Source organism: Bacillus sp. RHFS10, from assembly GCF_016757475.1.
Classification (GTDB): Bacteria; Bacillota; Bacilli; order Bacillales; family Bacillaceae; genus Bacillus; species Bacillus subtilis_G.
On the sequence record NZ_JAESPO010000001.1, the window covers coordinates 460,509 to 473,781 of the forward strand.

Genomic DNA, 13,273 nt, shown 5'->3' on the forward strand with positions numbered 1-13,273 from the left:
AACGATAGGAAAGGAGAATGTTAAAAATCCATGGATCAATACCCATTTCTCTATAATATACGACATAAGTTTTCTTTTTTTAGGGATACATTCGATATGATGATTCAAAACGCCCGCACCTTGACCGTACGCTGGGACATCTCAGAAGAAACAATGCGGCTGGCTGAAGCTGTGCTTTTCGAAAGCCCGCGGGATATGATAAAAGAATTGCGCATTGTCATCAAAAGAAAAAACATCGAAGCTGTCAGGACGAAACGCATAACGTATCATAAAGGGGAATGGACAATTGGACAGGCAGCTGGTGATGCTGTATATGGGGCTGAATACAGAATAGTTAACTCAATGAATGTCTCTCTCAAGCTCGCGGATACAGAGGACATCTATCTTGCGGAAAATGGGGTTACTGATCTAAAAAGCTTTCAGGCTGAGGACGCGTACACCTGGTGGGAGAAGCAATTTTCTGCCTACACGTGTTATGGAGGAGGGGAAAAAGAAAGATGAACGTTCTCATGCTTTCACTTGAACATCCTCATGAGCCGAAAAGCGGGCTTGGTGTCCATTTAAACCGTCTTATTTCTTATTTAAACCCGCATATCAACATAACTGTTTTTACTCCAAGCAGGCGGCTGTTTTCATATGCGCAGTTTGAAGATTTTATGGCTGATGCTAACTTTACAATGGTTCAGCATGTGTTATCCTGCAATGAGCGTTTCGATCTGATTCATGCCCATGATGATATGACAGCTCCCGCTGCTCATTATTTGAAACAACGGCTTGGCATCCCGCTTGCAGTGACTATCCACGGTCTTGAAAGCGAAAGGAAGAAGGCGTGCCAAGAAGCCCCGCATCCATACAGACTGCAGACCGAACGGCTCCTGATAGAATCTGCTGATGAATTGATTGTACTAAGCTCTTTTATGAAACGGTCGCTTGATAAGGCAGCACGTGAAAAAATAACTGTCATCCCAAGCCCTGCATCTATGGAGGAGGAAAAGGGAGAAGTTCCAAGGAACATGAATGGAAGGTTCATATTTTCGTTTGGTAGGTTTGTTCCGGAAAAAGGTTTTTCTCAGCTGTTAAAGGTGTTTGCTATCCTGAGGCGGCGTCAGCCTGACCTGCATTTGGTGCTGGCTGGGGAAGGTCCGTCTCTCTCCTCCTATGAAAAACTGGCTGCAGCATTGAATTTGAAGGAACGTGTTATGTTCCTGCCGTTTCTGCATAGAAGAGACATCAGAACGTTTCTGTCTCACTGTGAAATGGCTGTTTTCCCTAGTTTTTATGAGCCGTTTGGGCTTGCCGCGCAAGAAAGCATGGAACAAGGTGTGCTGACTGCCGTTTCTCAGTCGGGCGGTTTTTGTGACTTTGCCCTTCACGACAAAACAGCATTCACCGTTGATTTTACGCGCGCGCAGGAAGCGGCTGATCTGCTGGACAGGTTTTTAAAAGACCGGGAAAGAGCCCGCCGGATAAAAGAAGCCGGCAGAGAACAAGTGATCAAACTACACCATCCCCGGCTCATTACGGAATCATATTTGCAGCTTTATGAGCGTATTATTCATAATTCAATAATTCATTGAAAATCAGCCTAGCATTCCGTCCATTATAGTGGTATTATATATAAGTCTGAATAAGTAAATGATTTTAGTTTGGAGGGAAAATAATGCGCGTTAATATTACTTTGGCTTGCACTGAATGTGGTGAGCGTAACTATATTTCTAAAAAGAACAAACGCAACAATCCAGACCGCGTTGAATTTAAAAAATATTGCCCACGTGATAAAAAATCTACGTTACACCGTGAAACAAAATAACAGCTCAGCTGTTTGAGGTGTAAAAAAAGCCAGAGCTTTGAAAAAAGGTTCTGGCTTTTTTCTTTTCCGAGGGGGATGAGAGATGAAATCACAATTAAGAAAAAAGACGATGGAGGCACTATCTGCTGTATCAGATGAAGATCTACTTCAAAAAACAGCGCGTATGTACAAGCGTTTGTTTTCTCTGCCGGAGTGGCAAAATGCCAGCACCATTGCCGTCACCATCTCCAGAGGGCTGGAAATACCGACGCGTCCCGTCATTAAGCAGGCTTGGAAAGAAGGGAAACAAGTTTGTATTCCCAAATGCGACCCGAAATCGAAGAACATGCAATTCCGTACATATCAGACCGATGATCAGCTCGAAACCGTTTACGCCGGACTTCTTGAGCCGGTAATCGAAAAAACAAAAAAAGTGGAACCATCACAAATTGACTTGATAATCGTTCCGGGTGTTTGTTTCGATACTGACGGGTTTAGGGTCGGCTTTGGCGGCGGCTATTATGACCGTTTTTTAAGCGATTATGAAGGGAAGACAGTCTCTTTGCTTTTGGAGTGCCAGCTGTTTTCACACGTTCCCCGTCTGCCGCATGACATCCCGGTACATCAGCTGATAACAGAGGGTCGAATCGTTTTTTGTTGTCCCTAACGTTCCTGCTCCTTATTTAAGAATAAATAAAAAAGAATGACAAACCCTAATTGGCAGGAGGGATATGATGAAAAAACTTATGATTTATGCCATTTTCGCTGTTTCTGCCGTCATGTTTTATCAAAACCGCTACCGTCTTATGAATACCGTACTCAGCCAGCCGGGAATCAGGCGGTCTTTTATTCATTTATTTTTAAGAATTCCGTTTATCCGCAATAAGTTTATACAGCAAGCTTTCTAAAATCCCGTGAAAAACGGGATTTTTTGCTTTCGGTAGGCGTTCGGAGCATCAGCTGTTATAATGAAAAAAAACCATTGGAGCGGTAAACATGTATTTGCTGGAGTATACATATTGGAAAATCGCGGCGCACTTAGTGAATAGCGGGTATGGCGTCATACAAGCCGGTGAGTCAGATGAAATGTGGCTGGAAGCACCGGACAAGTCCTCTTATGATCTGGTTCGCCTATATAAACATGATATTGATTTTCGCCAGGAAATGGCAAGAGACATAGAAGAGCAGGCTGAACGAGTAGAACGAATCAGGGCGTCGATGGGCAATCGTCAGATGAAACTGCTGAATGTATTTTTTTCAGCGGAAGCCCCTGTTGATGACTGGGAAGAGATCGCCGAAAAGCCTTTTGAGAAGGGGCCTGTATCAGTTGAGCCGGCGATCGTGAGGAGAACGATGCTCCGTGATGATCTTCAAGCTGTTTTTCCATCATTTCCTGCGGAAGAATGCACAGAAGCCCGCGCTTCGTTTGAAGACGCGCAAATGGCGAGAGAACGCTTCCTTTCGCTAGTACTGAAACAAGAAGAACAGAGAAAAAATGAAGCGGCGGTTTTTCAAAACGGAAAACCAATCTTTACATATTTATTCATCGCGCTTCAGATCTTGATGTTTTTCTTGCTTGAATTAAACGGGGGCAGTACAAATACGGAGACGCTTGTCGCTTTTGGAGCAAAGGAAAACAGCCTGATTGCAGCTGGAGAATGGTGGCGGCTTTTGACACCGATTGTGCTTCACATCGGCATTGCGCATTTAGCGTTTAACACGCTGGCTTTATGGTCGGTCGGTACAGCGGTTGAGCGGATGTACGGATCGGGCAGATTTTTGCTGATTTATCTGGCTGCTGGCATCACGGGTTCGATCGCAAGCTTTGTGTTCAGCCCGTATCCTTCAGCAGGCGCTTCAGGAGCCATATTCGGATGCTTAGGTGCATTGCTGTATATAGCTTTGACAAATCGGAAAATGTTTTTTAGAACGATCGGAACCAATATTATCGTCATTATTATCATCAATCTGGGCTTTGGTTTTGCGGTTTCGAATATTGATAATTCAGGACATATCGGCGGCTTGATTGGCGGTTTTTTCGCAGCCGCCGCACTAGGATTACCCAAAGCCCGAGCATTGGCAAGAAGATTATTGTCAGCGGCTTTGCTGCTTGCTTTGGCGGCCGGGTTTTTATACTACGGATTGCATTCGCCCTCCCATCAGGAGTCGGCGCTGATTCAGCAGGCGAGAGAGCTGAATCAGGAAGGAAAGTATAAAGAAGTAACGGAATTGCTGAACGGAGAAGCGGAGCAAAAAGATGCCTCTGTTGATCTATTGAAAATTCTGGCTGTTTCAGATATTCAAATCGGTGAATATGATCAGGCGATTTCCCTTTTGGAAAGAGCAGTGGAAAAAGAACCTAAAGACCATGACTCCTATTACTATTTAGCCTTGCTGTATGCGGAAAAAAATGAGCTTGGTCAAGCAGGGAAGGCTATCGAGTCGGCTGTAAACCTAGAGCCGAAGGAGCAGCGTTATAAAGAGCTGCAGCGACAAATAGAAAACAATAAAGAAGAATCATAAGGAATGGAATATGCCGGGGAGGGAGACTGGCTTTTTTGTCATTTCTTCTTGACCGGCTGCATCTATATGAATACGCTTATGATAGTTAAGATCAAGAATGGTGAGGAAAAATGAATACATTTTATGATGTGCAGCAGCTGTTAAAAACGTTTGGCCACATTGTTTATTTTGGAGACAGAGAGCTTGAAATAGAGTTTATGCTGGATGAATTAAAGGAATTATACATGAACCACATGATTGAGAAGGAGCAATGGGCCAAAGCGGCAGCTGTCCTTCGAAAAGAATTGGAACAAACAAAAAAACGAAAGATGTAAAGGCTAAGGTGATAAAAATGGACGAGATATGGTTTGCAGGCATTGATCTGGGAGGAACGACGATTAAACTCGCTTTTATTAATCAATATGGTGAAATTCAGCATAAGTGGGAAGTCCCGACTGATAAAACCGGCGATACCATTACCGTTGCGATTGCAAAAACAATCGACAGCAAGCTGGATGAGCTGCAAAAACCGAAGCATATCATTAAATACATCGGAATGGGCGCACCGGGTCCTGTAGATATGGCAGCCGGAGTCGTTTATGAAACAGTAAATCTGGGGTGGAAAAACTATGCTTTAAAGAACCATCTGGAGACAGAAACCGGCATCCCGGCTGTGATAGAAAACGACGCGAATATTGCTGCGCTCGGGGAAATGTGGAAGGGAGCGGGTGACGGCGCAAAAGACGTCATTCTCGTGACGCTTGGCACGGGAGTTGGCGGCGGTATCATTGTAAATGGTGAAATTGTACATGGCATAAATGGCGCCGGCGGGGAAATCGGCCATATTTGCAGCATTCCTGAAGGCGGAGCGCCTTGCAACTGCGGAAAGACGGGCTGTATCGAAACAATAGCGTCCGCAACCGGAATTGTAAGAATTGCAAAAGAGAAAATTGCAGATGCTAAACAGACGACACGTTTACAAGCATCTGAACAATTGTCAGCGAGGGATGTATTTGAAGCGGCGGATGAAAATGACGAAATTGCCCTGGAAGTCATTGATTATGTATCCGAACACCTTGGTTTGGTGCTCGGAAATTTGGCAAGCTCGCTTAATCCGTCAAAAATCGTTCTGGGCGGCGGCGTTTCGAGAGCTGGAGAACTGCTGAGATCAAAAGTCGAGAAAACATTCCGCAAATGCGCGTTTCCACGGGCGGCAGAAGCGGCTGATATTTCAATTGCCACACTTGGAAATGATGCCGGCGTTATCGGCGGCGCTTGGATCGCTAAAAACGAATGGATGAAACACCAAAATTGTTAAAATTGTATAAATGAAATTGATTTTTTGTTATGTTCAGGTTAAGATTTAAATTAATGTGATAATGAGAATGTTAGGAATAGACTGATTTTTCGAGCGTGCTGCATAGGAGGTTGAAATGCGAAAAACGTTTTTTTCGAAGTTTTCATTTATGCTGATTGCCATTTTATTGATGTGGCTGAAAACGTATGCTGTTTACAAAACCAGTTTTCATATTAAAATCGACAATCTAACGCAGGAATTTATTCTGTTTATCAACCCATTGAGCTTTTTGCTGTTCATTTTTGGCTTCAGCCTGTTTTTAAAAGGCAAAAACAGAAATCGTTACATGATTGCGATGAGCTGTCTTGTCACATTTGTATTGCTGGCAAATATGGTTTTTTACCGTTTTTACAATGATTTCTTAACGATTCCTGTTCTTTTTCAAACGAGCAATATGGGTGATCTCGGAAGCAGCATCGGAACACTTCTAGAGCCGACAGACCTTCTATTGGCTGTAGATATTGTGGTTTTAATATGGCTTCACATTGGGCAAAAAGCTTTTCAATCGGACATTCCCTCCACGAAAAATGAACGGGCGGCATATTTTCTGTTTGTTGCTTCTGTTTATTTCTTCAATTTGGGCTTGTCTGAAGCAGAAAGACCTCAGCTATTGACACGTTCATTTGACAGAGAAATGCTTGTTAAAAACATCAGTTTGTTTAATTTTCATATTTACGACGGTGTTCTTCAGTCGAAGCAGTCTGCACAAAGAGCCTTGGCTGACAGCAACAGCCTGACGGAAATTGAAAACTACGTAACCGCTAATGCGAAAGACGCCAACAAAAGTTTATTCGGCGCTGCAAAAGGCAGGAACGTCATTCTCGTATCCTTAGAGTCGACGCAAAGCTTTGTGGTCAATGAAAAGGTGAATGGAAAAGAAATCACGCCTTTTCTGAATGACTTTATAAAACAGAGCTACAATTTCAATAATGTTTACCACCAAACCGGCCAGGGAAAAACATCGGATTCTGAATTTATCGTGGACAATTCACTGTATCCGCTTGGACGAGGTGCCGTGTTTTTTACAAATGCAGGAAACGAATACAGAGCCGCACCTGAGATTCTGAAAAACAGCGGTTACTATTCAGCTGTCCTTCACGCTAATAATAAAAGCTTTTGGAATCGTGATTTAATGTATGAATCGCTTGGATATGATTCTTTTTTAGATAGTAATGCCTATGATGTAAATGACAAAAATTCAGTCGGCTGGGGACTGAAGGACAAAGAATTTTTTGAGCAATCTTCAGAGCTGATGAAAAATCTGCCTCAGCCGTTTTATTCGAGGCTGATCACACTGACGAACCACTTCCCGTTTGATCTTGATGAAGAGGACAAATTGATTGATCGATATGATTCAAGCAGCCAGACGCTAAATAAATACTTCCCGACCGTACGCTATCAGGATGAGGCGCTGAAACGGTTTATCGAAAAGCTGAGAGAAGACGGATTATACGACAACTCTATTATCATATTATACGGTGACCATTATGGTATATCGGAAAACCATAATGAAGCGATGGGGCAATTTTTAGGGAAAGAGATTACACCATTTGAAGAAGTACAGCTCCAAAAGGTGCCGCTTGTCATTCATATTCCCGGTATTACTGATAAAAAGCCGCAAACCATTGAAACAGTAGGCGGACAAATTGATATCAGGCCGACGCTGATGAATCTTTTAGGGATTGAAACGAAAGATCAAATTCAATTTGGCAACGATCTGCTTTCAGAGGAAAAAATGGACTTTACAGTGCTCCGGGACGGGAGTTTTATCACGGATCAGGTTGTATATACTGACGGTGTTTGTTATGACAAAGAGACCGGTAAGCCGCTAAAAGAGGCAAAACAATGTGAAGCATTTGCTGATAAAGCGAAACAGGAGCTGTCACTTTCTGATGAAATCATCTATGGTGATTTGTTGCGTTTTTATGATCAGAAAAGGCTGGACCATTCGTCAAAACGAAAAGAAAAACAAATGATCGATCAGGCATCGTAATCACAATGTCTCCCCCAACAAAGTGGCGGGAGGCTTTCTTTTTTTAAACACGCTGTCATATAGTAACAAAAAAGGGGGATGATGATGGCGTTTATTACGGTGAAACCTGAGATCAAGCACAACTTGACCAGAGTGGCGAGAGAACTGAAGATAGACGAGGAACTGCTTAAAAGCGCAAATCGCACCGGACAGAAGCACCAATTGTATTGTCCTGGTTATTTGATTGAAGAGAATAACGATAAGGAGCTTCAAACCATTCAGGAGATCAAGAGCTTTTTACAGCCTCGAGAGCTTGATCTTTCTGATAACTGGATAGAGCAAGGAAAAATCTATGATGATGCAGGTGTTGAAAAGGAAGTAAAGAAGATTATTGATGTATTTCCCTTTGTTTCATGCCGAAAAATTGGCCGTTCTGTACTTGGCAGACCAATCTGGGAGCTGAAGGCAGGTGGAGAGCATGCTGTAAAAAAGGTTCATATGAACGCCTCGTTTCATGCGAATGAGTGGATCACCACGTCTGTCCTGCTAAAATGGTTTAAGGAATACTGCATGTCATTATGCTGCAACTCGCCTTTCTTCGGCTTTTCTCCCATGAAGCTGTTCAGCAGCACATCTCTGTCTCTCGTTCCTCTTGTTAATCCGGATGGCGTTGATCTTGTCTTGAATGGATCAGAAGGCATGGGAACCAGGAAAGAAGAGCTCGAACGGCTAAATGGCCATCGTCCGAATTTTAATGAATGGAAGGCAAACATAAACGGAGTTGATTTAAATAAACAATTTCCGTCATTATGGGAAATTGAGAAACACCGCAAACCGACAGCACCGACCTACCGCGATTTTCCGGGAATCACTCCGCTTACGGAACCGGAATCCATCGCGATGTACCGTCTGATAACGGAGAATCCACCTGACAGACTGCTGGCCCTCCATACTCAGGGAGAAGAAATTTATTGGGGCTACAAAGGCCTTGAACCTGAAGAATCTGCTGCAGTCATAAAGGATTTTGAGAAGTTAAGCGGGAACATTTATAAAGGGATAAGGGATATAGACAGCTATGCGGGATTTCGCGATTGGTTTATTCACTATTATTTTAAAGAAGGATATACGGTGGAACTTGGAAAAGGTCAAAATCCTTTGCCGTTTCAGCAGTTTTCACATATTTATAATGCGACAAACGGCATTTTGTGGAGGTCGCTATTTTTTCATGAGTAACTGAAAACTTTTTCTTTTTTCTGCCGCAGCAAATATGCGACAATAAAGATGATCGGAGGGGAAGGCTGATGAGATCAGTTTGTTTCATTCTGCTGTCGGCTTTGCTGTTTAGTTTAACGGCATGCGAACCATCTCATCAGCAGCAAAAACAAACATCGGCGGCAAAAGATGAGGAAAAAGACATCATTCCGCTTTCCGCGGAAAAAGCGGATGGAGCTGAAGGATGGCTGAATAACAGCACAATTTTATATACCGCGTCCGATCCGACGAAAACAGAGCTTTTTTCGTACCGCATCTATACCGGCAAAGCGAAAAAGCTTTATCGGACGGATGGCCAAATCGTTGATGTTCAAATCAATCCGAAAAAGCAGATGATTCTGCTGCAAGTTACGCACAGCCAAAAGACAGCAGTGGTTTTGCTTAATGCAAAAGGAGAGACGCTTTACCAAAAAGAATATGAAACGTATGAGCTCGAGGCTGCTTGGAACCAGTATGATCCTTATCAAATGATGGTTACGGTCTTCTCTGAAAACTGGGATTTCCATACATATCAGGTGAATGCCAAAAAAGACGAGTCTTCCTTAAGTCCGGTACAGGTTCCATTTATTCATTGGACATCCAAAAATACATTTGGTTATGTAAAAGAGGGAAGAGAGGATAAGTCAGGGCCTTTATATACATTCGATACGGCCTCCAATACGGAAGAAAAGCTCGAGGATGATGTTCTTTTCTTTGATTCTTTCCATCAAATGAGTTTTACTGTCAAATCAGCTTCCGGACAAAAAGGGACGTATCAGTTTAATACGCCGCAAACAAAATCGCCAGTTACAGCGGAATGGCCGCTCCAAACAAAATATACAAATTTGGCTCCGATGGAGTATGATTATGATGAAGCAAAAGCTCTTTTTTATACGTTTAAAGAAAGCGGCGATTCATATAAGCTCGCAGCTGTCAATGTGGCATCGGGAAAGGCAAACGATCTTTTCTCCCTGCCGAAAATGGAGCCGATACAAATTTCTCCGAACGGGAAATATGCGTTATACGGCTTTCATTTTGAGCAGATCATTTTATTGGAATCACATGAAATGAAGCAACTCATCATTGATCAAAAGGAGATGGAATAACGATGGCTATCGCAGATGTAACCATTATCCCAATCGGAACGGAAACACCTAGTGTGAGTGATTACGTGGCCGATGTCCAAAAAATTTTAGAAAAATATCAAGCTGAAGGGAAAATCAAATACCAGCTGACACCGATGAACACGCTGATCGAGGGAGAACTCAGTGACCTTTTCACAGTTATTCAGGAAATTCACGAAGCACCGTTTCAAAAAGGGCTGCACAGAGTGGCAACAAACATCCGAATTGATGACAGACGTGACAAAAAAACGACGCTTGAAAGCAAAATAGAAAGTGTCAATAAACGATTACAGCAATAAAAACAAACCTGTATCCAATGGGATACAGGTTTTAATGCGCGGTTGGATAGCCGCTGTTTATCACGGTCATCACCGTAAACCAGCCAAAGACAAATAAGGTGGCTCCGGCCATTAAAAATCCAAGTATATTTCTATTTTTAACAGAACGCAAGACTCCCCATAAAGCGAAAAGAGCGACAAGGCCGAAAATCACGACAAGTAACATTACGCAGCCCCCTTTACATTGAAAAACCTGCAATTCTTTCCATTTTTATTCTACCTGTTTTTTAGAGGTTTGTCGATAGCGTTTTCATTGCGATTGTTTGAATCTTTTTTCAAAAACCCTCATAATAGGAGCATAAAAAGAAAGAGGTGATCATAGTGAAATGGAGACGAATGCCAGTTGGGCCGATTCAAGCGAACGCATATTTTCTCATCAATGATGATCAATGCCTGATTTTTGATCCGGGCGGAGAAGGAAATAAAATCAATCAATACATAAAAGATAAAGGGCTGACGCCTTTAGCCATTTTGCTTACACATGCCCATTTCGACCATATTGGAGCGCTGGATGAAGTGAGAGAAAAATGGGATATCCCTGTTTACCTGCATCAGAATGAAAAGAATTGGCTTACGGATGCCTCCTTAAACGGCTCCGGCATGCTGAGAGGGATAGAAATCACAGCTAAGCCTGCAGATCATCTGATTGAAGGAGACGGTGAGCTCAATATCGGACCGTTTTATTTGGAAACATTATTTACGCCGGGACATTCGCCAGGCAGTGTTTCTTACTACGTGAAGGATGCAGACTTGGTGATCTCCGGAGATGTCCTGTTTCAAGGCGGTATAGGGCGTACGGATTTAATAGGCGGCGATCAGGAGACGCTGCTGACATCCATTCATGAAAAACTGCTTACGCTGCCGGAGCACACGCTGGTGTTAAGCGGCCATGGACCTGAAACAGACGTACTGACTGAGCAGGATCAAAATCCGTTTTTAAATGGGTTTTCATTGTAAAAAAAGAGACAAACCGATAAGGTTTGTCTCTTTTTGCATTTAATGGCCTCCGCCGCCGGGCACCATAATAAAAATTGAGTAATATGTAAAGCCGGCAAAGAAAATCGTTAAATAAGCGCCAAAAATATAAATATACATGCGTTCAGTTAAGTTCAAATACGATAGAAATACAAATAGGATCGTCTGTCCAAAAAATAATAGGGAAGCATCTTTCATATCACCCAAATAAAACATGACTGCGAAAATTCCCGTCCAAAATCCTAACACCCGGAACATGCGATTCATTTTTATCCCCTCCCGAGAGTACCTCTGACTGTTATTATAATAGATCACACCTAGAAATGTAAACATTTTCATTATTGTTATACAAATGGAATTTGTTCCTTTGATTGCGTTTTCTATTATATGACTGTTTTTTAAAAAATAATCCGAAAAAAAGTTCTTTAAATGGTTTAAATAAAAAATGATCCGGGTAGTTATTCTACAAAGAGATGGTTAACTAGGAGGAAAAAACGAATGGAACAATTAATTTTTTACTCATATCCAAGCTGCACGTCATGCCGAAAAACAAAACATTGGCTTAAAGCGCATCAAATTGAATTTAACGAACGGCACTTATTCAGAGATACCCCGACAATAGAAGAATTAAGGTACATTTTATCGTTAACGACAGAAGGTATTGATGAAATTTTAGCGACAAGAAGCCAGACCTTCAAAGATTTAAATCTAAACATCGAAGAGATGACGGTAAATGAGGTGCTGGAACTTTTAATCGAGAAGCCGAAGCTTTTGCGACGTCCGATTCTTGTGGACAACAAAAAGCTGGTGATCGGTTATAATCCGGGAGAACTGTTGAAGCTATCGAAGAAGAAAACGGTTCATCAATCTGCATGATGAAAAACCGAAGATCCGCTGATTTTTATGAATCAGCTTATCTTCGGTTTTTCACCTGTTCAGAAACTGGGCTAGCTGGATTCGAACCAACGATCACGGAGTCAAAGTCCATTGCCTTACCGCTTGGCTATAGCCCATCGAATGTAAACATAGTATGTGCTGAGGAAGACGCATTATACATAGGAAACATATATTTTTCAAAAAAACAGGAGGTAGCTCATTAAGATGATAGCTCTTGATCAGTATTTAAGAGAGCACAAAGAAGATATTATCAAACAATGGCTGGAAACTTGCATGTCAAAAGGAAGTGGGCTGCATTCCGCTCAAGATCAAAAGAAATTAGAACAAAAGTTAAAAGACCAGCATGAATCATTAGTGACCATCGTGGCGAAACCCCTTAGTAAAGCAGAAGACGTAAAGGATGAGCTCAATCGATGGTCTCTTCAATGCGCCAGAGACCGTGCCGTTCATGAAGTGACTGTAACAGAAAGTGTCGGCCAACTTAACGCCTTCAGGCACATCATGTTTAAATGGATTCAGACATTCAGCGAAGCCTCTTCTCAAGAAATCAGCATTCAGGACATTTATGAGTGGAGCCGGATCTTGAATCAAACCATTGATGAGATCATCGAAGTGTTTACTGAAGAATATTCCCAGGTCACGATGATACAATTAAACGCACAAAAAGAAATGATTAATGAATTGAGTGCGCCGATTATGCCGATCTCTGAGGGGATAGGGATTCTTCCGCTTGTCGGTGAAATTGATACGTACAGAGCGAGGACGATTTTGGAGTCGGTGCTGCATCAGTGCTCAGCGTTAAAACTCTCCTATTTATTTTTAGATATTTCGGGCGTTCCCATCGTCGATACAATGGTGGCTTATCAAATTTTTAAAGTGATTGACAGCACCAAACTACTCGGAATTGAGACGATTATTTCAGGAATCAGGCCAGAAATTGCTCAAACTGTGGTGAAGCTGGGTCTGGATTTTTCGAATGTAAAAACCGAGCAAAGTCTTGCTAAAGCCCTGGCCAATAAAGGATTTAAGATAGAAGAATCATAATACCCTGAACAATCACAACCATGT

Annotated in this window: 17 protein-coding genes and 1 tRNA gene; 15 read left to right on the forward strand and 3 right to left on the reverse strand. The window is 42.3% G+C overall.

The genetic code is table 11. From position 1 onward, the window contains the following. The first annotated feature begins 30 nt into the window (after positions 1-30). The 12 genes from JMN17_RS02345 to JMN17_RS02400 all read left to right on the forward strand — a co-directional run bounded on the left by JMN17_RS02345 (position 31) and on the right by JMN17_RS02400 (position 10,294). Positions 31-501, forward strand: coding sequence for a hypothetical protein (locus JMN17_RS02345; protein ID WP_202327161.1), 471 nt, complete (start codon positions 31-33; stop codon positions 499-501). After that, positions 498-1,577, forward strand: a complete 1,080-nt coding sequence (locus JMN17_RS02350) for a glycosyltransferase family 4 protein (RefSeq protein ID WP_087990721.1) — start codon at positions 498-500, stop codon at positions 1,575-1,577. The genes JMN17_RS02345 and JMN17_RS02350 overlap by 4 nt, the downstream gene beginning before the upstream one ends. Before the next feature lie 83 nt (positions 1,578-1,660). Further along, entirely contained in the window at positions 1,661-1,810 is a 150-nt protein-coding gene (gene rpmG / locus JMN17_RS02355; RefSeq protein WP_003153056.1) for a 50S ribosomal protein L33, read from the forward strand. A gap of 82 nt (positions 1,811-1,892) precedes the next feature. Beyond that, the gene (locus tag JMN17_RS02360) at positions 1,893-2,456 is read left to right on the forward strand and encodes a 5-formyltetrahydrofolate cyclo-ligase (RefSeq protein ID WP_087990720.1); all 564 of its coding nucleotides are present in this window, start codon (positions 1,893-1,895) and stop codon (positions 2,454-2,456) included. Between the two features lie 67 nt (positions 2,457-2,523). After that, positions 2,524-2,697 (forward strand): hypothetical protein, encoded by a 174-nt coding sequence (locus tag JMN17_RS02365; protein WP_087990719.1) that lies wholly within the window; start codon positions 2,524-2,526, stop codon positions 2,695-2,697. 88 nt (positions 2,698-2,785) lie between these two features. Then, positions 2,786-4,312, forward strand: coding sequence for a rhomboid protease YqgP (gene yqgP, locus JMN17_RS02370; RefSeq protein ID WP_202327176.1), 1,527 nt, complete (start codon positions 2,786-2,788; stop codon positions 4,310-4,312). 110 nt (positions 4,313-4,422) lie between these two features. Beyond that, positions 4,423-4,626, forward strand: coding sequence for a YqgQ family protein (locus JMN17_RS02375; RefSeq protein WP_087990717.1), 204 nt, complete (start codon positions 4,423-4,425; stop codon positions 4,624-4,626). Between the two features lie 17 nt (positions 4,627-4,643). Continuing rightward, positions 4,644-5,609, forward strand: coding sequence for a glucose kinase GlcK (glcK, locus tag JMN17_RS02380; protein WP_087990716.1), 966 nt, complete (start codon positions 4,644-4,646; stop codon positions 5,607-5,609). 115 nt (positions 5,610-5,724) lie between these two features. After that, complete coding sequence (locus JMN17_RS02385) at positions 5,725-7,641, forward strand: LTA synthase family protein (RefSeq protein WP_087990715.1); 1,917 nt, start codon at positions 5,725-5,727, stop codon at positions 7,639-7,641. Positions 7,642-7,722: 81 nt separating this feature from the next. Continuing rightward, entirely contained in the window at positions 7,723-8,853 is a 1,131-nt protein-coding gene (locus JMN17_RS02390; RefSeq protein WP_202327719.1) for a M14 family metallopeptidase, read from the forward strand. Between the two features lie 68 nt (positions 8,854-8,921). Then, the gene (locus tag JMN17_RS02395) at positions 8,922-9,977 is read left to right on the forward strand and encodes a YqgU-like beta propeller domain-containing protein (RefSeq protein ID WP_202327178.1); all 1,056 of its coding nucleotides are present in this window, start codon (positions 8,922-8,924) and stop codon (positions 9,975-9,977) included. 2 nt (positions 9,978-9,979) lie between these two features. Beyond that, complete coding sequence (locus JMN17_RS02400) at positions 9,980-10,294, forward strand: MTH1187 family thiamine-binding protein (RefSeq protein ID WP_202327181.1); 315 nt, start codon at positions 9,980-9,982, stop codon at positions 10,292-10,294. Between the two features lie 31 nt (positions 10,295-10,325). On the opposite strand, the gene JMN17_RS02405 is transcribed toward JMN17_RS02400, so the two are convergent. After that, on the reverse strand, positions 10,326-10,499 hold the full coding sequence (locus tag JMN17_RS02405) for a DUF2759 domain-containing protein (protein WP_202327183.1): 174 nt from the start codon (positions 10,497-10,499) through the stop codon (positions 10,326-10,328). 155 nt (positions 10,500-10,654) lie between these two features. On the opposite strand from JMN17_RS02405, the gene JMN17_RS02410 reads away from it, so the two are divergent. Continuing rightward, a complete protein-coding gene (locus JMN17_RS02410) occupies positions 10,655-11,290 on the forward strand; it encodes an MBL fold metallo-hydrolase (RefSeq protein ID WP_202327185.1) in 636 nt (211 codons plus the stop codon). 39 nt (positions 11,291-11,329) lie between these two features. Here the strand turns inward: JMN17_RS02410 and JMN17_RS02415 are convergent, their stop codons facing one another. Further along, positions 11,330-11,575, reverse strand: a complete 246-nt coding sequence (locus tag JMN17_RS02415) for a DUF2626 domain-containing protein (protein ID WP_003226300.1) — start codon at positions 11,573-11,575, stop codon at positions 11,330-11,332. Between the two features lie 231 nt (positions 11,576-11,806). Here JMN17_RS02415 and mgsR point away from each other — a divergent pair, with 231 nt between their 5' ends. Then, positions 11,807-12,184 (forward strand): transcriptional regulator MgsR, encoded by a 378-nt coding sequence (gene mgsR / locus JMN17_RS02420; RefSeq protein WP_202327193.1) that lies wholly within the window; start codon positions 11,807-11,809, stop codon positions 12,182-12,184. 66 nt (positions 12,185-12,250) lie between these two features. On the opposite strand, the gene JMN17_RS02425 is transcribed toward mgsR, so the two are convergent. Beyond that, positions 12,251-12,321 (reverse strand) — tRNA-Gln (locus JMN17_RS02425). A gap of 88 nt (positions 12,322-12,409) precedes the next feature. Between JMN17_RS02425 and JMN17_RS02430 the strand changes: the two genes are divergently transcribed. After that, positions 12,410-13,249, forward strand: a complete 840-nt coding sequence (locus JMN17_RS02430; protein ID WP_087990708.1) for an STAS domain-containing protein — start codon at positions 12,410-12,412, stop codon at positions 13,247-13,249. Positions 13,250-13,273 lie beyond the last annotated feature (24 nt).